Genomic DNA, 24,223 nt, shown 5'->3' on the forward strand with positions numbered 1-24,223 from the left:
CAGTGGCAGGTTACGCGGATGGACATCACGGCCGCTGAATACGGCCGCGGCATCCTGATTTTTTCGCTGGCGCTGTTCGTGATTTTTTTCCTGGGGTCCGGCGTGTTGAACCGGTTGATCAGCCGGTCGATTGCCGATCCGGTCAACGCCATCATGGCATCCATCAACGCGGTCAAGGCCGGAAATTTCAACACCCGGATACCGGTGGTGAGCAGTGACGAGGTGGGCGCCCTGGGGGATGCCGCCAACGACATGATCCGGGGTCTTTCCGAAAGGGAGCTTTTGCGGGATGCCTTCGGCAAATACGTGGCCCCGGAAGTCCGGGATGAAATATTGAGCGGACGCACCCCCCTTGACGGTGAGTTGCGATACGTCACGGTGCTGTTTGCGGACATCCGGGATTTTACGCCCATGACCGAGTCTCAGGACCCCAAGCGAGTCGTCAAAATATTGAACAGCTATTTTGCGACCATGGCCGCGGCGATCAAGGCGCAGTCCGGCCTGGTATTGCAGTATCTGGGGGATGAGATCTATGCCGTGTTCGGTGCGCCGGTGCATATCGACAGCCATCCGGCCAAAGCCTTCAGGGCCGCCTTGGATATGAAAAAGCGGCTGGCAACGCTCAACCGTGATTTTCAGGAAAAGGGCTGGCCGCAACTCAGACACGGCATCGGCATTCACACGGGTGAGGCCGTGGTTGCCAACATCGGCAGCCCCGAGCGTTTGTCCTACCTGCTGGTGGGCGACACGGTCAACCTGGCTTCCAGGCTGCAATCCCTGACCAGGGATATCGGCTGCGAAGTCCTTTTTTCAGAGGCCACCTTCCAGTATCTCGGTGCTAAGGACATGGCTGACGCAGCCGTCAAACCCGTTCCCCCCATGCACGTCAAAGGCAAGCGTCTGCCGGTTGCCTGCTACAAAATTAGTTAATGATAACGTTCGGTAACGCCGTGTTTTGGTGCGGCCACCGGTGGCGGGTCAGCGCATCACGTGCAGGCTTCGAGGTGCGATAGCGCAGCAAACAGGCATGCCGGGCGAGAGGTTCATTTGAACGACCTGACTGGTAGGCGCAATGGCTCTGAGTTGGCGGGTTTTCGATCGAAGACGCACATCACTGAAAACTCCTTGATGCACGACGGATGCAACCACAGCCGGCAGGCTGTTTTCTTTGCCATTCCCATGGGTACCGGCCTCATGGGTTGCCACCTTCAATTTGACATCCTCGGGGCGAAAGGCCACATGACCGGTCCCCGAGGCAGCTGGCGACGCCAACCAAAGGGTGTCTTTTTCCAGGTGGGCAACCGGGCCGTCAAACGTGGCTGGATAGATGTTGTGCATGCCGACGAAGCGGGCTACAAACGGTGTTTCCGGGCGATGAAAAATATCATCGGCGTTTCCGGTCTGCTGGAGACGGCCCTGGTCGATGATGGAAATTCGCTGGGCCAAATAACGGGCTTCGCCGAAGTCGTGGGTGACCATCAGGACCGATATGCCGGTTTCCGCATGCAGCTGTTTGAGAATGTCACGGATTTCTTCTCTGAAATTGGGGTCCAGGGCCGACAGGGGTTCGTCCAGCAATAGGACCTTGGGTTCGACCACCAGGGCACGGGCCAGGGCCACCCGCTGCTGCTCGCCCCCGCTCAGGTGGGTCACGGATCGTTGCAGCAGATGGTCGAGCCCGAGCGAAACCACCAGTTGATCGAACCGTTCCTGAATCTTTTTTGGGTTTGTTTTTCGGTATCGAAGCCCGAATTCGATGTTGGCCCGGACATTCAAGTGGGGAAACAGCGCGCTGTCCTGATAGACAATCCCGATGCCGCGCTGTTCAGGGGCCAGACGGGTGACGTCGCTGCCGTTGATCCAGATTTCTCCATGGGTGATGGGCAGAAGACCGGCAATGGATTCCAGGATCAGGGTTTTTCCGGCACCGGTGGGGCCCAGCAGAACGAAAAACTGGCCTAGCGCCACCTCGAGATCGATATGCGCAAGGGAAAAGCTGGGGAGTTCAACGTTCAGATCTTTTATTTGAATCACGATCCTATCCTTTGGCCGGCCGGGCAAACAGCCGCAGCAACAAAAAGAGCAACAGGCAGACCAAAATCAGCCAAACCGCCACCGGTTGAGAATATTTCAGGCCATAGGCCGTAAAACGTTCGTAGATCATCACCGGGGCTACCATGGGGTGGTAGGCCACGATGACGATGGCGCCGAACTCGCTGATGGCTCGGGCCATGCACATGATGACCCCCACCACGATGCTGCGCCAGGTCAGGGGCAGCGTGATCCGAAAAAATGCACCGGCTGGAGTGGCCCCCAGGCTGCGGCCGACCTTTTCCATCCGTACGGGCACCCCTTCAAAACCTGCCTTGGCCGCATTGATGAAAAAGGGCAGCCCCACAAACAGCATGACGGCAACGATGCCGGTGGTCGTGCCCATGAAACGAATGCCGGCTTCGGCCATTGTCCGTCCCAGCCAATGGTTTTTTCCGGCAAGACTCAACAGGGCGATCCCGATGACGGGGTGGGGGATCATGATGGGCAGGTCAACGGCACTTTCCACCAGTTTTTTTCCTGGAAAGCTGCGCCGGGCCAGGAGGTAGGCAAAAGGGGTTCCCAGCACCAGTGCGATGATGCCGGCGGTCAGCGATGTCGACATGCTCAGCCAGATGGCGCGCACAGCATCACTGTCACGGGCGGCCGCGGCCATGTCGGCTGCCGTGGGTTGGGTGATCATTTCAACCAGGGGCAGCAGAATGAATGCCAGGATCAATAGGCTGCAGGCGGCAGCCAGACCGATGAACGGATCGGGTCGGGAAAGACGCATGCTTTACTCGGTTTAGGGGGTTTATTGGGTTACTTGAGTTCATTGGGTTAGCGGGTGTAACTCAGCAAACACAACGAACTCAAGAAACTCAATGAACAAAACAACTCAACGCTATTTCCGGATTTCCACCAGCGCCTGCAGACCGGCCGGCAGACTCGCTTTCACCTGTTCAGTGGGGACCCGGCAGGGGATGAAGGGCGGTTGGCCCATATCCTCCAGAACCTTGAGGCCGCCGTCCGGCGCCAGAAGATACTCCAGGAACATCACCGCCCCTTTTTTATTGGGGGCTGCGTTGACCAGGGTAAGGCCGTAGGTACAGGATTTGCCGGTGCGCGTGATGGTGGTGCCGGGGGCTTTGCCGCTGACTTCCACCTTGGCCTGTTTGTAGAAGGCGTCATACTTGGAGTTGCCCAGGTTGATGTGATCGTCCAGCTTGACGAACTTCAGCCCATGCTGCACCGCCACCGACAGGTATTCCCAGGCATAATCCATGTTGCCGGTTTTGAGCAGCGACACGAGCTCTACCGATTTCGGGCGCACGTTGGCCTTGGGCCGGTTGGCGATCAGACGGTCGTACAGCCCGGGCTTGTCGTAAAATTTTTCGGCCAGCTGAAGCACCATGAGGCTGCGGTAGCCACAGGGGTCCAGATTCGGGTCGGAGTGGCCCCAGATGACGCCTTTACGCGCGAGGATGTCCATCCAATTCCCGGCATTGATCTCGCCGGCATATTTGCTCTGATCGGTATAGCAGAGCACGAGCTGGTTGCTGGCAAAGCGGATATTCCACTCGGCAAACTTGGGAATCAGGGTTTTGTCGATGACCTTGTAGTCGGCCGCGGCCATGATGTCCGCCGTTTTGCCTACCTCCGAAATCATACGCGCCATTTTGGTGCTTCCGCCGGCTTCGCGCAGGATGTCGACGTTCGGGTGTTGGGCTTCGAACACTTTTTCCATCTTGGCAAAAGGCACGCTCAGGCTGCCGGCGTGGAAGATGATGATTTTCTCCTTGGCCGCGGCTGTCCCGGCTACCGCCAGTAACAGTAAGGTGATCAGGATACTCAAGCGCCATTGAAACCGTTTCATCTTTAACTCCTTGGTGTTGAAAAAATAATTTGTGTCGGGTGCCGCTTTTTCCGGAATCCTTTATCCGACAGGTATCGATATCAGTATTAGGGGCAGGAAAGGTGTTAAATCAAGTATTATTTATGAGAATATGCTTAAAACGAAAAGGATTACCTGAACAGATAGTTTCTTACAGTTAATCTATACGGATGCGTTCGATCGCCTCTACGCGTTTGAGCACCGGCGGGTGGGAGTAGTTCAAAAACACGTAAAAGGGGTGGGGCAGGAGGTTGGACAGGTTGTGGACGGCCAGTTTTTTCAAGGCGTTTACCATGGCGGAGGGGTCGCGGGTGGTTTTTACGGAAAAACGATCGGCCTGGTATTCATTCTTTCTCGAAAGCATCTGGGACAGGATTCCCAGGAAAAAATCGATGGGTGAATAGAGCATCCCGAAAAACACCAGTCCCGCGTAGACCGGCGTCCGTTCCAGGAAGAAGGCGGTGAACAGGCCTTTGTAGGAAATGAAAAAGGAGAGCATGAAAAACATGATGCCGGTTTGAATCACGCTAAGGAGCATCCCCTGGAGGATGTGTTTTTTCTTGTAGTGCCCCATTTCGTGGGCCAGCACCGCCAGGAGCTCATCGACCGTATGCTGCTCGACCAGGGTGTCGAACAGCACGATGCGCTTGTTTTTCCCGAACCCCGTGAAAAAGGCGTTGGATTTTCCCGAGCGCTTGGACCCGTCCATGACAAACACATTCTGCAGTGGAAAGCGGATCGACCGGGCATAGGCGAAGATGCGGTCCCGGAGTTCGCCCTCCTCGAGCGGGCTAAACTTGTTGAACAACGGCAGGATCCAGGTGGGGGCGATAAACTGAATGAAGAGCGTGTACAGGGTGACCGCCCCCCAGCAGTACAGCCAGGCGGCCCTGCCGGCATATTGAAAGAAGGCCAGGATACCGGCCAGAAGGGGGCCCCCGAGAAGGATTGCCAGCACCAGCCCTTTGGCAAGGTCCGCGGCGTAGGTTTTGAGCGTGGTTTTGTTGAAACCGAAGCGTTCCTCGATCACGAAGGTGGCATAGAGGGAGAAAGGCTGCGCGAGAATGCCGTAGGCCAGCGCCAGCGTGCCGATGTACACGAGGCCGTCCACCACCGGCCCCCGGTTCAATGCATGCACCCAATCGTCCAGCATCCCGAAGCCGCCGCCGAACCAGAAAACGAGCATGACCAGCGTATTGAAAGCGGTGGACACCCAGCCGAAGCGGGTGTTGACTTTGAGGTAGGCCTGGGACTCCTTGTACCGATCCGGGTCGAAAATTCCCCTGAAGGGTCCGGGAACGTCGCTTCTGAGGGTTTTGAGATTCAGGATGTCGGAAATAAGATGGAGCGACAGATCCAGCACGATGGTCAGCAGGATGATGATGGCAATGAGATTCATAGGGGATATGGTAGGCATTATTGGCGGGTTTTCAAGTATTGAGGTTTGCCTAATCAGTTGGATCATACTATAACCCTCCGGTCGAATCACACAAACGAAAGGCATGTTTTGACCGGATCCAGATCAGGGGGGCTATATTACGGCTTTGTCATCGTCTCGGTGTGCTTTTTGTTGCAGGCGGTGGGGTGGGGCATCTTCAACAGTCTGGGCGTCTTTTTCAAACCGCTGATGGACGAATTCGCCTGGCCGCGCTCACTGGTGGCCAGCACGACATCGGCGGGGCTGCTGATCGCCGGGATCAATGCCATGTTGCTGGGGCGCCTGAGCGACAAATACGGCCCCCGGATGACCATGGCCGTCAGCGGCCTTTTCCTGGGTTGCGGCTTCATCCTCATGTTTCGGGTTACCTCTATCTGGCACATGTACCTTTACATGAGCCTGATGGTGGGCATCGGTGTCAGCGGCACGGATGTCGTGCTTTTGTCGACAACTACTCGCTGGTTCGTCAAATACCGGGGGATGATGGTCGGCATCGTCAAGGTCGGAACCGGCGTCGGGATGCTGACCATGGCGCTGCTGATGAATTACCTGATCGGCGCTTTCGGTTGGCGCCTGGCCTTTGTCGTTCTGGGCGTCGCCTGTCTGGTCGCCTATACGCTGGGGGCCCAGCTTCTGGTAAGGGACCCCGGCAAAAAGGGGGTGGTCGTTTACGGCGGCGGGGTGGCGGGCGCGCCGGAGAACGGCGATGTCGAGGCAGGGGTCACCTTGAATGCGGCCCTTCGCAGCGTCCAGTTCTGGCTGATCGGGGGGGCTTTTTTTATCGTCCTTTTTTGTACGGCCACCATTCTGATCCATGTGGTGCCGCATGCCATCGATCTGGGTGTTTCGCCATCCGACGCGGCCAGGGTCCTGGCAACGGTGGGCGCCTTGAGTATTGCCGGTCGCTTTGGCATGGGCGTTGCCGGCGACCGGATCGGCAATCGCAATGCGCTGATCACCTGCTTCGGGCTGCTGACCACGGGAACCGTCTGGCTGCAGTTTGCAGACGAGCTGTGGATGCTGTATCTGTTTGCAGGTGTTCAGGGCTTTGCCCACGGCGGGTTTTTCGCCCTGATCGCCCCCCTTCTGGCGGACTATTTCGGTACACGCTCCCAGGGCGCTATCCTGGGAATCGTGATATTCATTGCCAACCTCGGCAGCGCCATCGGCCCGGTGCTGGCGGGATACGTTTTCGACGTGTCCGGCAGCTACCGGGTATTCTTCATGCTGCTCACCGTTTTGAGTGTGGCGGGATTGAGCGGGGCATGGGTGCTCAGACCCGTAACACACTGAAACGTAGCACCAAGGTGCGGTTCCCGCTGCCTGACATATCCAGCGCACCCTTTTAAAGAAAAAATCTGAGCGTCCTCTGTGGCTCGAGCGTAGCGGGTGGTGGGATAGATCGGGCCCTTTCAGGGCCATTGTCATGCCAGAACGGCGGCGATTCTTTCCAGCGCCCAGTCGACCTCTTCCCTGGTGATGACCAGCGGCGGCGCAAACCGGATGATGTGGTCGTGGGTCTCCTTGCAAAGCAGGCCCTTGGCTTTCAGCTTTTCGCAATACCGGCGGGCACCTCCGGCTTCGGGTGACAGTTCCATGCCGATAAACAGACCTTTGCCGCGGATTTCCCTGATCGTCGGGTTGGCGATCTGTTTCAAACCCTGCAGGAAATAGCGTCCATTTTCGGCGGCGTTTTCGATCATCCCCTCTTCGATCAGGACCTTCAATGCCGTTCGGGCTATCGCGCAGGCCAGGGGGTTCCCGCCGAAGGTGCTGCCGTGTTCGCCCGGCTGCAGCACGTCCATCACTTCGGTGTTGGACAATACAGCGGACACCGGGTAGAACCCTCCGGAAAGCGCCTTGCCGACCAGCGTCAAATCGGCTTCGATGCCGTCGTGCTCTTCCGCCAGCATCTTGCCCGTGCGACCCAGCCCGGTCTGAATTTCATCCAGGATCAGGACCACATCGTGTTTTTCGCAGATGGCTTTGGCTTTTTTCAGGTAACCCGCCGGAGGGATCATCACGCCGGCTTCCCCCTGAATCGGTTCCACCAGAAAGCCGACGGTGTTGGGTGTGATCGCCGCTTCCAGGGCGGAGGCATCCCCAAAGGGGATTATTTTGAAACCGGGTGTAAACGGTCCGAATCCCGCCCGCGAATTCTCATCCGTGCTGAACCCGACGATGGTGATGGTGCGGCCGTGAAAGTTGTTTTCGCAGACGATGATTTCGGCGCGGTCCTCCGGAACCCCCTTGACATTGTATCCCCACTTGCGCACGGTCTTGATCACCGTTTCCACGGCCTCGGCCCCGCTGTTCATGGGCAGCACCTTGTGGGAGTTCGTGAGATCGCACAGTTCCTGATAAAACAATCCCAGCTGGTCGTTGCGAAACGCCCTGGATGTCAGCGTCAACTGTCGTGACTGATCGATCATCGTCTGCAGGATTTTCGGGTGGCAGTGTCCCTGGTTTACGGCGGAATAGGAGGAAAGGCAGTCCAGGTATTTCCGGCCGTCCACATCCCACACCCAGACCCTTTCGCCGCGGGACAAAACCACATCCAGCGGTTTGTAATTATGAGCACCGTACCTGTTTTCCAAATCGATGTAATCCGCACTTTTCATAATGACTTCTCCTTTAAAAAAAACATTAACCAATCGTTGCCATGTCGTTTATTCCAGCATTGAAAACCTGGTCCCCTGGGCCAGGTCAGAGATATTTGGCTGTGCCAGCAATAGCGACATCAAATTTCCAAGCACTAAAACCCGAAATCCTAAACAATATCGAATGACCAAAATTCAAATGATCAAAAGGTGCACGCAAGCAACCAGCTGTTTGGCTTCATTGGGATTTAGGATTTATCTGTTTAAGCGGTATGGAAACAACACCCTTCCAGGGTGAAACCAGTGCCGGATCCTATGGGCCCGGGTATTTACGCAACGCCGGGGTAAATGCTGTGCCCGCCAGCCCCCCGACCGCTGCTTCAATCGCATGAATCGACGTGATGACCGCCCGCCTGCGGGTGCGGTTGACAAATTGAACGGCCGCTGCGACCTTGGGCCCCATGGACCCGGATGGGAAATGACCCTCTTTTTCGTAGAGGGCGGCTTCTTCCGGTGTCATTCCGGGAAGCAGTCGTTGCTTTTTCGTGTTGTGGTTCAGCATGACCCCCTCGACATCCGTAGCGATAAGGAAGATATCCGCCCCGATCTCTTCGGCCAGCAGGGCACTGGCAAGGTCCTTGTCGATCACCGCATCCACGCCGCTGAACGACCGCCCTTTGCGGATGACGGGGATGCCGCCGCCCCCGCAGCAGATGACGATGAAGTCCATTTCGATCAGTTTTCTGATTTCGCGTTTTTCGATGATGGTCACGGGCCTGGGGGATGCCACCACGCGCCGATACCCTTTGGGCGTTTCCACCACGGGGTAGTCGAGCCGGGAGGCTTCCTCCGGTGAAAAAGAGGGGCCGATGGGCTTGGAGGGGGTTTTGAACGCCGGGTCATCGCTGCCCACGACAACGTAGGTCAGCAGGCTGACGAGGGGTTGAAACCCGACCCCCAGTGCCATCAGTTCTCCATCCAGGGTGGACTCGATCATATAGCCGATCTGACCTTCGGTCTGGGCGACGAGGATTTCCAACGGCAGCTTCGGTACCGCGTCACAGCATTCCTGCTGCAGCAAGAGATTGCCCACCTGGGGACCGTTGCCGTGGGTGATGACGATGCGGTAGTTCCTGGAGAGCCGGGCACATTGCCTGATGGGAACCGTCAGGTTCCCGAACTGCTGCTCGATGGTTCCTTCCTGTCCCTTGCGGATCAGGGCATTGCCGCCCAGCGCAATTAACAGGATCGGCTTTTTTTTCACAGGCTGTTGCATGCTTCCCGTCCGCACCTGCTGTTTTCGGCTTCCGGTTTTTTGCTATCCTACATCAGGTGCTCTTTTAAAACAGCCTCCAGGGTGGGATCACCGGCATCTTTGTACTCGTAGCGAATCCGAACGGTCGGTTTGTCGACCTCAATCAGCTTGGTCAGATCGATGGGGGTCGCCACCAACACCAGGTCGCATTCCGTATGATTGATGGTGTTTTCCAGGTCCTTGACCTGCCGGGGACTATATCCCATGGCCGGCAGCAGGGTGCCGATACCCGGGTAGGATTGAAAAACCGCCTGCAGGCTTCCGGTCAGATAGGGACGCGGGTCGACCAGTTCCGACGCTCCGAAGCGCCGGGCGGCGATGACACCGGCGCCGTACGCCATCTCGCCATGGGTCAGCGTGGGGCCGTCTTCCACAACGAGCACCCGTTTACCCTCTATCCGGCCTGGGTCTTCGGCGGTTACCTTCGATTCGGCCATCAAGATCCTGGCCCGGGGATTGTTGGCCGTGATGTTTTTCCGCACCTTTTCGACATTTTCAGGGGGCGCGCTGTCGACCTTGTTGATAATGGCCACGTCGGCCATGAGCATGTTGGTTTCGCCAGGATGGTAAGCGATTTCGTGCCCGGCACGGTGCGGATCAAAAACGACGATGTGCAGGTCCGGTTTGAAAAAGGGCGTGTCGTTATTGCCGCCGTCCCAGACAATCACATCGGCCTCTTTTTCCGCTTCCCGGAGAATCTTTTCATAGTCGATGCCGGCATAGACCACGGCGCCCATTGTCACGATGGGTTCATATTCCTCTCTCTCTTCGATGGTGCAGGCATGTTTCTTAAAATCTTCGTAGGTTGCAAAGCGCTGGGCCACCTGTTTGGTGAGATCGCCATAGGGCATGGGATGGCGGACGGCAACAACCTTTTTTCCCATTTCCCGGGCGATCCTGACCACTTCGCGGCTGGTTTGCGACTTGCCGCATCCCGTCCGGACGGCACAAACCGAGACGATCTGCCGGCTGGATGTCAGCATGGTGTAGGGGGCGCCGATGATGATAAAATCGGCGCCGGCGGCCGTGACGATGGATGCTTTGTGCATCACCTCCGTGTGCGGTACGTCGCTGTAGGAAAAAGAGACAAGGTCCACCTGGTTCTCTTTGATCAATTTGGACAGGTTGGCGTCGGAATAGACCGGTATGCCGTCGGGGTACAAGTCTCCCGCCAGTTCGGGCGGATATCGCCTGCCTTCGATATCCGGAATCTGAGTGGCCGTAAACCCGATGACGTTGTATCTCCGGTTATCCCTGAAATAGACATTGAAATTGTGAAAATCGCGACCCGCGGCGCCCATGATAATAACGGTTTCCATTTTCATCATAAACCTATTTTTAATATATTCATCATATGATATAATGAATTAATTTCTATGCTAGATAGGCCGGTTCTGTCAAGAAAAATGTCTGTGAGACGGAGGGAATCCCCCCATGAACACCAACACCATGCACCGCAAGCTTTACGAACACCTCGAGGAAGCCATCGGCCTGAGAATCATCAAGGGTGAGTACACGGCCGGGGCCACATTGCCCAATGAGGATGCACTCTGCGCGGAATTCGGCGTCAGTCGGGGGGTGGTCCGGGAAGCCGTCAAGGTGCTGCAGAAAAAGGGCCTCGTGCGGCCGCGGCCCAAAATCGGCACCCAGATTCAACCGGAAGCCCAGTGGAATCTGTTCGATGCGGATCTCCTGGTTTGGAAATTGAGCATCGGAAATCCGTTGCAGTTTCTTCGCAAAGTGACGGAGGTCAGGGGAATCATCGAATCCGAGGCGTCCACCTTGTCGGCCGGGCGTGCCGCCGCGGAAGAGGTCGATGACATTAGAATCCGCTTCGATCGGCTGGACGCCTCACTGAACGATGAAGGGACTTTCGATTACGAGGACTATCTCGAGGCCGACATGGCCTTTCACGCGGCCATTCTGGAGGCCTCCCACAATGAACTGCTGGCGCAAATCGGACGCACCATGAACCATGCCATTCGAACGGCGAGGCAGGAAGACGTTCACGACATCGGCACGATATTGATCTACCATCCGTTTCACGCCGCCATCATGGAAGCGATCGCCCGCAGGCAACCGGAAGCGGCCGGCAAAGCTTCCCGCGAAATGTTCGCCCTGTTGTGTGAAGAGATGTCGCGGGACGCGGCGTGAGGTTGGGCCAACCAGGACACACTCAGTTCCTTACGAGTTCAAATGACAGCAAAACACGCACATTTTTTATGAAGCCGTCGTCAAAACCCGGCGCAGCAAGGGGATAACGGCCATTTCCCAAAGTTTCAACCCGGTTTTCCGCTACTCAACGCCCAAAAGGCACCAAGACATGCGCCCTGAGCGGTACCCCGGCATGTTCGGCGATAACCGGGCATTTGGCCTGAAAAAGAAAGAAAACAGGATCGGGCAGGTCGCTGAGGGTTTCGAAATTTCCCTGCCCCTTGGCGATGATCATGTCCGCCGTTTCAAAACGCCTCCTGAAGGTATCGCTGCAATCTTCCAGGAGGGTTCCCGGGGCGTCGGAGCCGTTTGGGATCACCTCCACGATTTCATCGAGTCCGGTGGCAACGGCGTCGGTCATGGTGGCGTCGTTGAGGACCGGCTTGCCGCGTACGGCGGCCGTCACCCGTGAAGGACCCAACGCCCGCATGAGCAGCTGGTCGAACACGATTTCACCGGCATTGTCACACAGATACAAAACGTTTTCGGCAGCGGCAGAGGCTTCGAGAAAAAGGTCGACATCCCCGACCAGGGGGGTATTCAACGCGCGATCGATGGATGCCCGCAGGCTTTCCGGGGTCACATTTGCGTTGGCGCCCATGTCGATGATATTGCCGGCGATAGCCAGGCGTACGGCCGTCATCAGGGAATTGGCTGAAGATGCCAGCTTTGCCCGCATGTCCGCCAAAACGCTCAAGGCCATGCGGTTCTGATAGACCTTGGCATCGCGGTAGGGATCCTCGACGCCGGTCACATCGCGGAGCATGCGGTGGATGTACTGGGCCATCACCGGCGGCGGCCGGCGCATGTCCATGCCGGCGATCCGGTGGAGCGCATCCCGCAGCACCCGTTCGTGGGTGCCGGTGTCGGTGGTCACCATCCTGGCCATTTCGAGGGATTGGCGAACCAGGCAGGGTATGCATTCGAGAGATGTTTTCAATTTCAGACCAATTCATCAGAAACAGGCCTCAACTCGTAACGCATGGGTGCCAGGCCGAGTTTCTTTTTATTTAATCAACATCATTTCTTTCTGGGCTTATGCTGCAAACCGTGAATCTTGTCAAGGCCGGGTTGGGTTAAAATTTCAACTCAGGTAAAAATATGTTTTATGATTCATCCGGATTGGGTATATGTTTAAAAAATTAGGGGCCAAGCTTGACCCCTTGAATCCTTTTTATATGTGGTGAGGATCATCCCCAACCTTGCAACGCCGGGGATAAAGCAGTTTTATTCTGCAATCAAACTGGAGGATTCTGTCAGATGTCCACTGTCAATCGCAAGAAATTGAAGGCCCAGCTGGAAATTGAAAGAAAACGCTTTGTCGAAAATCATCCCGGCTCGATGGCCGCGTTCGAAAGAGCAAAATCGAGCCTGTTCGACGGGGTGCCGATGCCGTGGATGACGGAGTGGCCGTATCCTTTTCCGATCTTTATGAAAGCGGCCGCCGGCGCTCACATTGTCGATGTCGACGGCATTGAATATATCGATTTCTGCCTGGGGGACACGGGGGCCATGACGGGCCACTCGCCGAAGGCATCCATGGATGCCCTGGTGCAGCAGGCCCGGAAGGGGCTGACCTTCATGTGCCCCACGGATGATGCCATCTGGGTCGGGGAAACCCTTTCCAGGCGGTTCGGCCTGCCCTTCTGGCAGATTGCCATGACGGCCACGGACGCCAACCGGTTCTGCATACGGCTGGCGCGGCATATCACCGGCAGGAAAAAGATCCTGGTCTACAACTACTGCTATCACGGTACGGTGGACGAAGCCCAGATCATTCTGACGCAGGGTGTGCCCGGACCGCGAAAAGGGAACGTCGGCGCGCCCGTCAACCCGGTTGAAACAACCAGGGTCGTTGAATTCAACGATTTGGAGGCATTGGAAAAAGCGTTGGCAGACGAAGACGTTGCCTGTGTGCTGGCCGAACCGGCGATGACCAATATCGGCATTATTCATCCGGATCCGGGATATCACGAGGCGTTGCGGGACATTACCAGAAAAACCGGGACCCTGCTTATTTTAGACGAAACCCACACCATCAGTTCCGGCGTGGGCGGGTACACCCGCGAACACGGGCTTCAGCCGGACATGCTGACCGTCGGCAAAACCATCGCCAGTGGATTCCCGGCAGCCGCCTACGGATTCAGCGAAGCGGTTGCAGATCTTATCCGGACGAGGGTGGGCCGCAAAGAATCGTCGGCGTCGGACGAAACCGGCATCGGGGGAACGCTTTCGGGAAATGCCCTGGCCATTGCCACGATCAGGGCGACATTGGAAAAGGTCCTCAACGAGGCCTTCTACGAATACGCCATTCCGCTTGCCGTGCGGTTCAATGACGGCGTTCAGGGCGTCATCGAAGCATTGCGCCTGCCGTGGACCGTGGCGAGGCTGGGGTGCCGCACGGAATACTGGTTCTGCGAAAAGCCGGTCCGCAACGGATCGGAGGCCTTGGCGGCCGTGGACGACGAATTGGATCACTACATGCATTTGTCCGCCATGAACCGCAGGATACTGATGACGCCTTTCCACAACATGGCCCTCATTTCGTCGGCCACTTCCCGGGAGGATATCGATTGTCACACCCGTGTTTTCCGTGAGTGTGTGGAAGCCGTCGTCGATTGAGATAGAGACTCGGTTAAGGTTTTTTCGACAACCACTCTAAACTAACGCGCCCATCTTAGCTAACCGTAAAAAATAACGACAGGACCGGCAGCCGGACACGCAAAGGAAATCCCACCATGACAGAAACCATCTGGGAAAAGGCATGCGATCTCCTCAGCGATAAAACCGCCTTTGTCATCGCCACCATCATCAGTCACACCGGGTCCACGCCGAGAACCGCGGGCACCAAAATGATCGTTACCGGTGACGGCGGCATAGTCGGCACGGTCGGGGGAGGGCTCCTGGAAGCCAGGGTGATGGAAAAGGCCGTGGAGATCATCGAACGCAGCGAAGCGTCCACGTTCATGCCTTTCGACCTGACCTACGAAGATGTCGAAACCATGGACATGATCTGCGGCGGAAAGGCGGAGGTCTTTCTCGACCATATCCGTCCCACCGTTGAAAACAGGAAGATTTTCGAGCGATGGCGCCATCTGTCGCAAGCGAGAAAAAACGCTTTTTTCGTCACTGTCGTATCGGAGGCCTGGGATCCCGGCGAACCCGTCCGGCACGGGGTGATGGGTGAAGATATGGTGTTGGAAGGCAGTGTCGCGCTTTCAGCCGGTTCGCTGGAAACCATCGGGAGGGAAGCGCGCAAAGCGGTAGCCATGCAAGTGGTGCAACTCGAAGATGCCATCGCAGTGGTGGAGCCTTCGATCAAGCCCAAAACCGCCTTTCTCTTCGGCGCGGGGCACGTGGCCAGGCCCACCGCCCACCTCTGCGCCCTGACCGGCTTTTACGTCACGGTCCTGGACGACAGAAAAGAATTCGCCGACGCCGCTCATTTTCCGGACACCCACGACGTCGTCTTGCTCGACAGCTTTGAAAACGCATTTTCCGGCCTTGCCGTCGACGAAGATGCCTTTATCGTCATTTTCACGCGGGGCCATCTTCATGACAGAACGGTCCTGGCGCAGGCCCTCAGGACCCCGGCGGCCTATGTGGGCATGATCGGAAGCAGGAAGAAGCGGGATGCCATTTACGGCGCACTGTTGAACGCAGGTTTCGGGCAAGAGGATATCGAGCGTGTCCATTCGCCCATCGGAATGGCGATCGGCGCCCAGTCGCCCGAGGAGATTGCCGTGAGCATCGTTTCCGAAATGATTCTGGAACGCAGCCGCCTGCGGCCCTGAGATCATGACCCTATGTTGAGCGTTCCAAATTTTAAGAATGACGCAATAGGGCGTATATCATGATTCATCGAGAATGGATGTTGCCGTTTAAGAACAATTGCGGATAATATCATTTTTTGGTGTCAGGGTGGTTGTTTTCATTCCCATCATGTTTGACTTGAAATGCCTGGCTGATTTTCTTCAACCTTTCCATCAATAGCGGTTCATCCAGAATACAGATTTGCTCTGTTTCCATAATAGTAGCATCTTTGGCGCATTCCAAACAAAGACAAACCTTGTCACGGCGGACCTGGACTTTTTCAGCTGTTCCGTCCATGACATGTTTGCATACTATCCAAGTGTTATTCTCTTCCATTTTCAGTCCTGTTCAATTAGGGATTATGATGAGTCTGCAACTGCAAAAATGTGCCATTCCCCGGGAACTCCTTTCAGGGCATGTATACCACGGTCAATAAAGCCAATACCAGATCCGGCTACTAAATCTTTGACGGTACTGGAGACGATTACCTCCCCGGGTGCGGCTTGACTCATCACCCGCGCCCCAATGTGCACTGCAACTCCTGTGATCTTTTCATCCATCCGCTGCTCAAGCGTAAAAAGCTGCGAGCTACGGTAGGCTGCAGTTGATCAGGTGAATTGCGATGTTCAAAGCTTATTGTTACGTTGTCAATCCTTCAACCACGGATTTGTATTTTTGGTGAATCATCTTACGATCAAACTCCCAAAATTCTCCCAACATGGCTTGATCCTCTTCAGCCGTAAAGTAGTTTATGGATGATGGAAAAAACACTTTGTCTTCTTTTTCGATATGCTTGGGATAGAACTCTGTAAGGGTTTGCAGATTGGCGGCGATATCCGTCAGGGCCGTCTCATCTCCATTCCGATAGCGAGTGTTGGCCGCAACAAGTGCTTTGGTTGTCTGGCGACCAAATATGTGCTCATCGATCAGTTCCTGCATGATTTGCCGGTCTTTTTCGTTCAGCGATTTTTTTGCCAATTCCCGAAAAAGAATATCTTCCTCCTTTCCGTGATGGGTCTGATCAGCGTATACTCGGATAAAGTCAACCGCTATATCAACGAACACAGGGTCTATTTCGTGTTTTGATTCAATGTTGGCCAAGGCACCTTTGACAACCTGAAGCATACGTTCAATCAGACGATGCTCTATCATGAGTGGACCGCGTGCTTGCATTTTTGTTTCCTCCTTTTCTATGCTCCGGAACAATTATTAGATCAGGGCCCGGGGAATTTTAGCATAAACCTTTGACAAGGCTGAATCAGACTCGAGGTTGTGTGGCTTTTGGGAAATCAGGCTACAGGCAGGTCTGATTAGCAATAAAAGTCACATTATCAAAAAGTTATCAAAATCGCAAGGTATTGGTTGATTGATGGAATGCAGTCTTATTCCCTTGCTTTGCGCCCTTTCAATCAACCTACGGAATTTGGTATGTTTGGCCCCGGCTGGAAATTGTGAAGCGCTTCGTAACCGCGGTGGCTGCAATAGTGACGGAAGGTTTGAAAAAATATGGTGACCATGGTTGCATTATAGAAAAGCTGAATTAACTTAGACCCTCACCCCTGCCGAATTGCAGCGGCGTGTTTTTTTGGGCATCATCGACAACTTATTGAAATTCAGGAGAAAAAAATGACAGAAATTTCAAAGATCACGCTCTACAGCGGAGGTCACAGGGGAACTGAGGCGGAATTCGGCAAACTTGCCGAAGAGTGGCGCATCAAAGAAGTGAATATTTCGTTTGAAGGCCACAATGCCGAGCGTACCCGCGGTGTGCGGGTGCTGAATCGGGAAGAACTGCAAAAGGGCGATGTCAGTATGGAAATCGTGTCCAAGCGAATGAACCGCAGTTACGCCCGGACGGATAAGATTCGAAAAGTCATCCAATCCATTTTTCACATGGTCAATAACGGACACCATGTCATTGCGGTCGGTTGGATACAGGCGGACAACACTGTCAAGGGGGGAACCGGCTGGGGGGTTGAACTGGCAAAACTATTTAACCGGCCGTTGAACGTCTATGACCAGGAACGAAAGGGGTGGTTCGCCTGGGAGGACAACAAATGGGTTGAAAAGACACCGGTAATTACCGCGGATACGTTTGCCGGTACCGGCACCCGCAACCTCTCCGAGGACGGCCGGCAAGCCCTTCGTGAGCTCTTCGTCCGCTCCTTCGGTTCTGAGGGCCAGAAGGAGTGAATGGCTTTGGCCGGCATCCCAAAGCGAGAACCGCCAAGGCAAACACCGAATCGACAATGCGTATGCGCTGCAATGAGTGTCCAGGGCCTGCGCAAGTACTTTTTGGTTCCCATATTTTCATAAAAAGTGGTTCAAACAAATAGCGTGTGCATTTTCATGCCCTTGACTACACTATTCATTACAGCGCTGTTGATCGGGCTCTGGAACATGCCCGCCCCGAATCCGCAAACCGCCAAGCGCCAGGCTACATCGAGGTTGCCCGCGGTGGTGCCCAGGCGGCTGAGAAGCACCAATCCTGCCGCGTGGATCAACATGCCGGCGATGCCAAGACCCCGGGAGCCAATTCGGTCCGATAACGATCCGCTCAGCGGTCCGATGAAAAAGGTTAGCATAAAACATTATACTAAAGAGGAAGCCAAAAGCCAGGGTCGCACCGGCCATATCTAGCCGTTGGCCGGGTTTTTTTCTCCCGGAGGAATTATCCGCATTGACAATACTCCCATCGATGGGTCCCATGATAACGCCCAGCATCACTGCGCCGGTGAGGTAGCAGTTCCATATCGTTAAAAAACAGCACTGCGGAATTTTCAGTTGAAGACTGGCAACGTCCAATGTAAAAGTATTGTCATGCAGCCCCCCGACATTTGTTTTCAATGGTTCCTATTTGTCCTTCCGCCTTTTATCAGATATAAGATCGCATCGTCTATTCGCGCATGACAGCATCAATGCACCTAATCGCTGCAGAAATGGTTGAATGGGCTGGGAGATTGAAGATAAGGAGTTTGTGATGGCATATCCGATGGTGATTCAAGGTGGAATGGGTGCCGGTGTTTCCGGGTGGCAGCTTGCTAGAGCCGTATCGATGACCGGCCAGCTAGGCGTGGTATCTGGAACGGCTATCGATCAAATATTTGCGAGGAGACTCCAGCTAGGGGATCTCGGAGGTCATTTCCGCCGGGCCCTGCAACATTTCCCCGATCGGGAAATGGCCGATAGAACCTTGGAGGCATTTTACATCCCGAAGGGAAAGAAGGCGACAGCGCCTTATATCAAAACGCCGCTCATCAGCATTAATCCCGATCGAACGACACAAGAACTGATAATTGTAAGCAACTTTGCCGAAGTTTTTCTTGCCAAGGAAGGCCATCGGAATCCAGTGGGCATTAACCTTCTTGAAAAAATACAGCTGCCAAATCTTTTTTCTCTTTACGGGGCCATGCTGGCCGGCGTCGATTACGTTATCATGGGAGCGGGAATACCAAGAGAAATACCGGGCGTTCTCGACCGATTGTCTGAACATAAGGAGGTGTCCCTGAAAATTTTTGTCGAGCATGCCTCGAAGACCGATAATTTCAGCGTCCGTTTTGATCCGGGTGCTATTCTCAAACAAAAGCTAGAGGTTCTGAAGCGTCCGATGTTTTTGGCAATAGTTTCTTCAGCCACTCTGGCGGTAATGATGAAAAAAAAGGCCAACGGAAAGGTGGATGGTTTTGTTGTAGAATCGCCGGTTGCCGGCGGGCATAACGCTCCTCCCAGGGGCAATCTGTCGTTCAACGCGAACGGGGAGCCCGTGTATGGCGAACGCGACACGGTAGATCTCAAAATAATCAAGGAACTAGGCTTGCCTTTCTGGCTTGCAGGCGCCTGGGGCAAGCCGGAAAAATTAAAGGAAGCTGTCGCACACGGTGCTCAGGGCGTGCAGTTGGGAACCGCTTTCGCCTTTAGCGAGGAGTCCGGTTTTTCACGCAAATTAAAAAGACAAGTGCTAAATGATATTCTTGATGGAAAAACCGACGTGTTCACGGATTCTGCGGCATCTCCCACGGGATTTCCCTTCAAAGTGCTGTCGGTTAAAGGCTCTCTTTCTGAAGAGGATACCTACCGAGCCAGGCGGCGGATTTGCGATCTTGGGTATCTTAGACGCCCGTATAAAAAGCCTGAGGGGAATTTAGGGTACCGTTGCCCGGCGGAACCGGGCAGCGCATATCTCAAGAAAGGTGGCAACCCTTCCGATATCGAAGGCAAGAAATGCCTATGCAATGCATTGATTTCAAATATCGGTTTGGCTCAATCAAGAAAAGATGGCACCATTGAAAATTCATTGATTACTTCAGGAGACGATATCCTAACAATTTCTCGAATTCTCGGTAAAAAAGCATCCTACCAAGCGGCAGATGTTGTCGAATGGATCATGAATGGGAAATAAAAAGGATCAGCTCATCACATCTCTATGCCGCTAGGTCATCTCATGATTCCATCACATATATCATCATCGCTATCCCATGATTAAAATACGTTATGGTTTTTAAAGCTTGCGAATGAAAGTACTGAAAATATCACCCGGATCTAGAACCACTGACATATCAAAATTGCTCGGAATGCCGACACATTGATTTGGCCGCTTCGCAATGACCTCGGCTTTAATCAGGTCGTATTCACCGTATTTTGCTGTGGAGTAACCCCCACGCTGGGGTAAACTTCGACCTTCATCACTATTAGGGCTGATGCATCAGAGGCCCTCGGGTTCGGTGCCGGTAAATCAGGGCCGGCACTGAAAATGCAGGTTGAACGGGTCATTGGGAATTTCTCTGGCGGTCACATGGCTGAAGCCGGCCTGGTCCAGCAGTTTCAGCGCCTGCTGTCTGCCCCACATCATACCCAGGCCGCGACCCTTGTCGTTCATCCCTACGGGCATGCAGTGCATCAAACTTACGGTGTATAAAAAAGGCGCCATGGGATGGTCCATGTTATCGGCTATACGGGAGCCGGCCTTGATATCGATCATGGAAAACAGCCCGTCGGGCTTGAGCATGTATCGGCATCCTTTGAGGGCGGCCAGGGGATGGGATTGGTCGTGGATGGCATCGAAGGCGCAGACCCAGTCGCATATACCGGAGAAATCCGGATCATTTTCAATCCTGGCGGCATCCTTGAGTTCAAACCGGACGTTGGTCAATCCCACTGCTTGGGCCTGTGATGCGGCATGGGCCACGGCCTGTTCGTGGTTGTCGATTCCCAGAAAAGAGGACGCTGGAAAGGCTTTGGCCATCAGGTTCAGGGCCACTCCCTGGCCGCACCCCAGGTCGCAGACGCATATTCCCGTTTCGAGCCGCTTGACCAGTTTCCCATCGTCGACCGAAGGCAGGAAATCAGGCACCAGCGCCTGTTCATGCTTGGCATCGGACAGTTCCGACATAAATGACTGAAACTGCGGGTAAAAGGAAAAGGGGACGCCGTTGCCTTTGGAAAAGTCTTTTTGTACCGCTTTCATGGCGCTGGCGGTGAGTATCGGGATCTCCTGGGTGTAAACGCCCAGGTTGTTGTTACCGGCCCGGCGGCACAACAGGTCACCGTGCGATTTGGGCAGTAGATACCGGTCGCATTCATTGTTGCCGCTTTCTTCCAGTTCAACAATACCACCGGTGACCATGATGCCCAGCCATTCCTGAAGGTAGCGCCGGTTCAGTCCGGTCTGGTTCGCAAGGGTGTCGAGGTCGACCGGTGTTTCTTGGCGATCCAGGCAGTCAAATATTTCCAACGCATACCCGATGCCGATGGCCAGGTTCAACGCACCGTGATTCAGAATCTGAACCAGTTTGTCTGAAAATTGAGTCATGAATTCGGTCTCCCGTGTTGGTTCGGTTTATTTTTCCTCAGTTCTATACCATAGTGACGGTCATGTGTTAATCTCACAGTTGCGTAAACAACCCATACTTGCATAAACAGCATGGCAAATGATAGATGAGGCGAGTTTATCGCTGCATCTATTGGATTTCAGCTGAGGAAGAAGCTATGAGGGTCGCAATTATAGCCGACATTCATGGAAACCTGGTCGCGCTCGAGGCGGTTTTGGCGGACATAAAAAAGAGGGGCGTCGATAAAATCGTATGCCTGGGTGATGTTGCGACCATTGGCCCTCAGCCGCGGGAAACGATTGCAAGGCTTCGAGATATCGGCTGCCGGTGCGTCATGGGCAATCATGAGTCGTGGATGCTTGACCCAAGCCTTTTGGACGGGCTCGAGGGCGCCCCTGATTGGTTTGTGAACTTGATTCGCTGGAGCACCCAACAGCTTACACGGGATGATCTGGAATACTTAGGCAGGTTTCAGTCCACGATAGACATTCCCGTCGATATGGGAAAAAGCATCTTTTGCTTCCACGGTTCCCCTCGGTCCAACGAACACAGCATCTATCCCGCGACGCCGCCTGGGGAGCTGAACAAAATGCTCGCCGGACACAGGTCCTTGTTCATGGCCGGTGCCCACACCCACGCTCAGATGTTGCGCCAACATGAGGGGATCCTGATCATTAATCCGGGAAGCGTGGGGATACCGTTCGAGCAGCGACTTCCGAACAAACCCCTCCGATTTCTTCCGTGGGCCGAGTATGCCATAGTCCATTCCGGCGATGGTACCGTGAATGTCGATTTGCGGCGGATCGGCCCTGATCTCGCTCAGGTGCTGAACGCGCCGATGGACCCCACATACCCCGCACGTGAGATCTGGCGGAAAAACTGGAAAGGATACTGACGGTACGGACATCCAGAGGGCAAGACACCCGCCCCCCGAAGCACGCTCGCATTTTCATCGGCATATCATTCTAAGCTTTCAATTCCGCTATGCCTTCGTACTCTTTCAGGCAATTCGGGTTCGCCAGGGCGTCGCGGTTGGTTACCGGTTCGCCGTGAATGACGTTGCGGACGGCCAGCTCCACTTTTTTCATGTTGATGGTGTAGGGAATTTCATTGACCTGGATCACTTTGGCCGGCACGTGGCGGGGGCTGCAGGCGGATCGAATCGTCATTTTGATTTTTTTGATCAGCGCTTCGTCCAGATCGATGCCCTTGACCAGGCTGACGAACAGCACTACCCGCACATCATCCCCCCATTTCTGCCCTACGACCACGCTGTCAGCCACCTCTTCCAGGTTTTCCAGCGCGTTGTAAATATCGGCCGTACCGATGCGCACGCCGCCCGGATTGAGGGTGGCGTCGCTGCGTCCGTACATGGTGATTCCGCGGGTACGGCTGTTGACGCTGATGAAGTCGCCATGGGTCCACACACCCGGGTATTTGGTGAAGTAGGCGTTGTGATAGCGTTCACCGTCCGGGTCATTCCAGAAATAGACCGGCATGCTGGGAAATGCATTCGTGCACACCAGTTCCCCGGTTTCGTCGGTAACCGGCTCCCCGGCATCGTTGTAGGCATGCACGTTGAGCCCCAGACCCGGCCCCTGCAGTTCACCGGCATGGACCGGCAGCATGGGGTTGCCCAAAGCAAAGCAGCCGTTGAGATCGGTACCGCCGCTGATGGAAGCCAACTGCATGTCTGTTTTGATTTCACGGTAGGCATATTCGAAGCCCGAACTCGCCAGAGGGGATCCGGTGGAGCAGACCATGCGCAGTTTTTCCAAATTGCAGTCACTGCCGGGCTTGTAGCCCGCTTCGTCTAGGGCGGCGATGTAACGCGCACTGGTCCCGAAAATGGTCATGCCGACCTCTTCGGCCAATTTCCAGAGAACGTCGGGGCCCGGGTGGAAAGGGGACCCATCGTAAAGCACCAGGGTGGCTCCCACCCCCAGACCGCATACCAGCCAGTTCCACATCATCCAGCCGCAGGTCGTGAAATAAAACAGCACATCCTTCCGCCGCAGGTCGCAATGCAGTAAATGCTCTTTGAGCTGATTGGAAAGAATGCCGACGTGACTCTGGACCATGCACTTGGGCTTGCCGGTCGTACCGGAGCTGTACATCACATAAAGGGGGTGCTCGGCGGGCACCTGGACGAAATCGATCTCAGCCGGCGAATAGGGGCCGACAATGTCTTCCCACGACACCGCATTCGGGATCTTTGTCAAATCCGGCTCGGCCGTGGTGTATCCCGCCACCACCACTTTTTCCACCATGGGAAGTTGCTGCAGGATGCTGCCGACACGCTCCAGGCTGTCGAAAGCTTTACCGTTGTATAAATAGCCGTCGGCGGTGAACAGCACCTTGGGTTCGATCTGGCCGAAGCGGTCGAGGACGCCCTTGATGCCGAAATCGGGAGAAGATGAAGACCAGATCGCCCCCAGACTCACAGCAGCCAGCATGGCGATAATGGCCTGGGGCATGTTGGGCATGAATCCCGCCACGCGGTCTCCCCGGGTAACCCCTGCGGCTTTCAGGGCCTGCGCCATGCGGCTGACCTCGTCGTAAAGTTGGCTGTAGGAATAGTACTGCTTTTCCTGACCCTCGCCCTGAAAAATCAAAGCGGTCCGATCATCCCTGAAGCGCAGCAGGTTTTCGGCAAAATTCAGTTCGGCCCCGCTAAACCATTTGGCGCCCGGCATTTTGGCGGGATCGTCCACGGCCCGGTCATAGGGTTTACTGGCGATAATGCCGGCAAATTCCCAGAAAAGTTCCCAGAAATCGGCGATGTGGTCCACGGACCATTGCCAGAGCTGGTGATAGGTGGAAAGAGAAAGGGCGTGGCGCTCATTGACCTCCTTCATAAAGCGCACCATGTTGGAGTTTTCGGTAAAGGCCGCCGAAGGCCGCCACAGCATTTTGGGATCGCTCATGTTACCTCCTTTTTACAGTTCTCTTAGAATAGAGGTGGCGATAAAAGCTTGGGTGAAAATCACCGGGAATGTTCAAGGTGAAAACTACAGCATCATGGCCGGTTCTGTCAAACCCATATAGTGAGAACGGCAACCAGGGCGGGTCCGTGTCTACAGGAACTCC

At 55.0% G+C, this 24,223-nt stretch carries 20 protein-coding genes and 1 pseudogene; 8 read left to right on the forward strand and 13 right to left on the reverse strand.

Going from position 1 to position 24,223, the window contains the following annotated elements; translation table 11 throughout:
• The coding region (locus tag LJE94_12240; GenBank protein MCG6910880.1) for an adenylate/guanylate cyclase domain-containing protein at positions 1 to 930 on the forward strand (930 nt) is incomplete at its 5' end.
• Positions 931 to 978: 48 nt separating this feature from the next.
• Here the strand turns inward: LJE94_12240 and LJE94_12245 are convergent.
• The 4 genes from LJE94_12245 to LJE94_12260 all read right to left on the reverse strand — a co-directional run bounded on the left by LJE94_12245 (position 979) and on the right by LJE94_12260 (position 5,324).
• Positions 979 to 2,034: an ABC transporter ATP-binding protein gene (locus LJE94_12245; GenBank protein ID MCG6910881.1), complete on the reverse strand. Its 1,056-nt coding sequence runs from the start codon at positions 2,032 to 2,034 to the stop codon at positions 979 to 981.
• Between the two features lie 4 nt (positions 2,035 to 2,038).
• A complete protein-coding gene (locus LJE94_12250; protein ID MCG6910882.1) occupies positions 2,039 to 2,824 on the reverse strand; it encodes an ABC transporter permease in 786 nt (261 codons plus the stop codon).
• Positions 2,825 to 2,935: 111 nt separating this feature from the next.
• Positions 2,936 to 3,907: a tungstate ABC transporter substrate-binding protein WtpA gene (wtpA, locus tag LJE94_12255; protein MCG6910883.1), complete on the reverse strand. Its 972-nt coding sequence runs from the start codon at positions 3,905 to 3,907 to the stop codon at positions 2,936 to 2,938.
• A 175-nt stretch (positions 3,908 to 4,082) separates the two neighbouring features.
• Positions 4,083 to 5,324 carry a M48 family metallopeptidase gene (locus LJE94_12260; protein MCG6910884.1) on the reverse strand — a complete coding sequence of 414 codons (1,242 nt, stop codon included), beginning with the start codon at positions 5,322 to 5,324 and terminating at the stop codon, positions 4,083 to 4,085.
• A 108-nt stretch (positions 5,325 to 5,432) separates the two neighbouring features.
• Here LJE94_12260 and LJE94_12265 point away from each other — a divergent pair, with 108 nt between their 5' ends.
• The gene (locus tag LJE94_12265) at positions 5,433 to 6,656 is read left to right on the forward strand and encodes an MFS transporter (protein ID MCG6910885.1); all 1,224 of its coding nucleotides are present in this window, start codon (positions 5,433 to 5,435) and stop codon (positions 6,654 to 6,656) included.
• Positions 6,657 to 6,787: 131 nt separating this feature from the next.
• Here LJE94_12265 and LJE94_12270 read toward each other — a convergent pair whose 3' ends face one another.
• From LJE94_12270 to LJE94_12280, 3 genes are all read right to left on the reverse strand, one after another.
• Positions 6,788 to 7,984: an ornithine--oxo-acid transaminase gene (locus tag LJE94_12270; protein ID MCG6910886.1), complete on the reverse strand. Its 1,197-nt coding sequence runs from the start codon at positions 7,982 to 7,984 to the stop codon at positions 6,788 to 6,790.
• Between the two features lie 292 nt (positions 7,985 to 8,276).
• Entirely contained in the window at positions 8,277 to 9,239 is a 963-nt protein-coding gene (locus LJE94_12275; GenBank protein ID MCG6910887.1) for a carbamate kinase, read from the reverse strand.
• Positions 9,240 to 9,286: 47 nt separating this feature from the next.
• Complete coding sequence (locus tag LJE94_12280) at positions 9,287 to 10,603, reverse strand: cyclic 2,3-diphosphoglycerate synthase (protein ID MCG6910888.1); 1,317 nt, start codon at positions 10,601 to 10,603, stop codon at positions 9,287 to 9,289.
• 109 nt (positions 10,604 to 10,712) lie between these two features.
• On the opposite strand from LJE94_12280, the gene LJE94_12285 reads away from it, so the two are divergent.
• Positions 10,713 to 11,432, forward strand: coding sequence for a FadR family transcriptional regulator (locus LJE94_12285; protein ID MCG6910889.1), 720 nt, complete (start codon positions 10,713 to 10,715; stop codon positions 11,430 to 11,432).
• Positions 11,433 to 11,577: 145 nt separating this feature from the next.
• Here the strand turns inward: LJE94_12285 and LJE94_12290 are convergent, their stop codons facing one another.
• Complete coding sequence (locus tag LJE94_12290; protein ID MCG6910890.1) at positions 11,578 to 12,432, reverse strand: ARMT1-like domain-containing protein; 855 nt, start codon at positions 12,430 to 12,432, stop codon at positions 11,578 to 11,580.
• 320 nt (positions 12,433 to 12,752) lie between these two features.
• On the opposite strand from LJE94_12290, the gene LJE94_12295 reads away from it, so the two are divergent.
• Positions 12,753 to 14,114, forward strand: a complete 1,362-nt coding sequence (locus LJE94_12295) for an aspartate aminotransferase family protein (GenBank protein ID MCG6910891.1) — start codon at positions 12,753 to 12,755, stop codon at positions 14,112 to 14,114.
• Positions 14,115 to 14,230: 116 nt separating this feature from the next.
• Positions 14,231 to 15,286 carry an XdhC family protein gene (locus tag LJE94_12300; GenBank protein MCG6910892.1) on the forward strand — a complete coding sequence of 352 codons (1,056 nt, stop codon included), beginning with the start codon at positions 14,231 to 14,233 and terminating at the stop codon, positions 15,284 to 15,286.
• A 109-nt stretch (positions 15,287 to 15,395) separates the two neighbouring features.
• On the opposite strand, the gene LJE94_12305 is transcribed toward LJE94_12300, so the two are convergent.
• The 3 genes and pseudogenes from LJE94_12305 to LJE94_12315 all read right to left on the reverse strand — a co-directional run bounded on the left by LJE94_12305 (position 15,396) and on the right by LJE94_12315 (position 16,478).
• Positions 15,396 to 15,641, reverse strand: coding sequence for a hypothetical protein (locus LJE94_12305; protein ID MCG6910893.1), 246 nt, complete (start codon positions 15,639 to 15,641; stop codon positions 15,396 to 15,398).
• A 23-nt stretch (positions 15,642 to 15,664) separates the two neighbouring features.
• A pseudogene (locus tag LJE94_12310) lies at positions 15,665 to 15,865 on the reverse strand (adenylate/guanylate cyclase domain-containing protein).
• A gap of 79 nt (positions 15,866 to 15,944) precedes the next feature.
• Positions 15,945 to 16,478, reverse strand: coding sequence for a hemerythrin domain-containing protein (locus tag LJE94_12315; GenBank protein ID MCG6910894.1), 534 nt, complete (start codon positions 16,476 to 16,478; stop codon positions 15,945 to 15,947).
• Between the two features lie 453 nt (positions 16,479 to 16,931).
• On the opposite strand from LJE94_12315, the gene LJE94_12320 reads away from it, so the two are divergent.
• Both LJE94_12320 and LJE94_12325 read left to right on the forward strand, forming a co-directional pair.
• Positions 16,932 to 17,498, forward strand: a complete 567-nt coding sequence (locus LJE94_12320) for a hypothetical protein (GenBank protein MCG6910895.1) — start codon at positions 16,932 to 16,934, stop codon at positions 17,496 to 17,498.
• 754 nt (positions 17,499 to 18,252) lie between these two features.
• A complete protein-coding gene (locus tag LJE94_12325) occupies positions 18,253 to 19,704 on the forward strand; it encodes a nitronate monooxygenase (protein MCG6910896.1) in 1,452 nt (483 codons plus the stop codon).
• Between the two features lie 333 nt (positions 19,705 to 20,037).
• On the opposite strand, the gene LJE94_12330 is transcribed toward LJE94_12325, so the two are convergent.
• On the reverse strand, positions 20,038 to 21,114 hold the full coding sequence (locus LJE94_12330) for a class I SAM-dependent methyltransferase (protein MCG6910897.1): 1,077 nt from the start codon (positions 21,112 to 21,114) through the stop codon (positions 20,038 to 20,040).
• Positions 21,115 to 21,290: 176 nt separating this feature from the next.
• Between LJE94_12330 and LJE94_12335 the strand changes: the two genes are divergently transcribed.
• Positions 21,291 to 22,028 (forward strand): metallophosphatase family protein, encoded by a 738-nt coding sequence (locus tag LJE94_12335; GenBank protein MCG6910898.1) that lies wholly within the window; start codon positions 21,291 to 21,293, stop codon positions 22,026 to 22,028.
• A gap of 70 nt (positions 22,029 to 22,098) precedes the next feature.
• Here LJE94_12335 and LJE94_12340 read toward each other — a convergent pair whose 3' ends face one another.
• A complete protein-coding gene (locus LJE94_12340; GenBank protein ID MCG6910899.1) occupies positions 22,099 to 24,060 on the reverse strand; it encodes an acetoacetate--CoA ligase in 1,962 nt (653 codons plus the stop codon).
• Positions 24,061 to 24,223 lie beyond the last annotated feature (163 nt).

The sequence above is a fragment of the Deltaproteobacteria bacterium genome (assembly GCA_022340465.1).
Classification (GTDB): Bacteria; Desulfobacterota; Desulfobacteria; order Desulfobacterales; family B30-G6; genus JAJDNW01.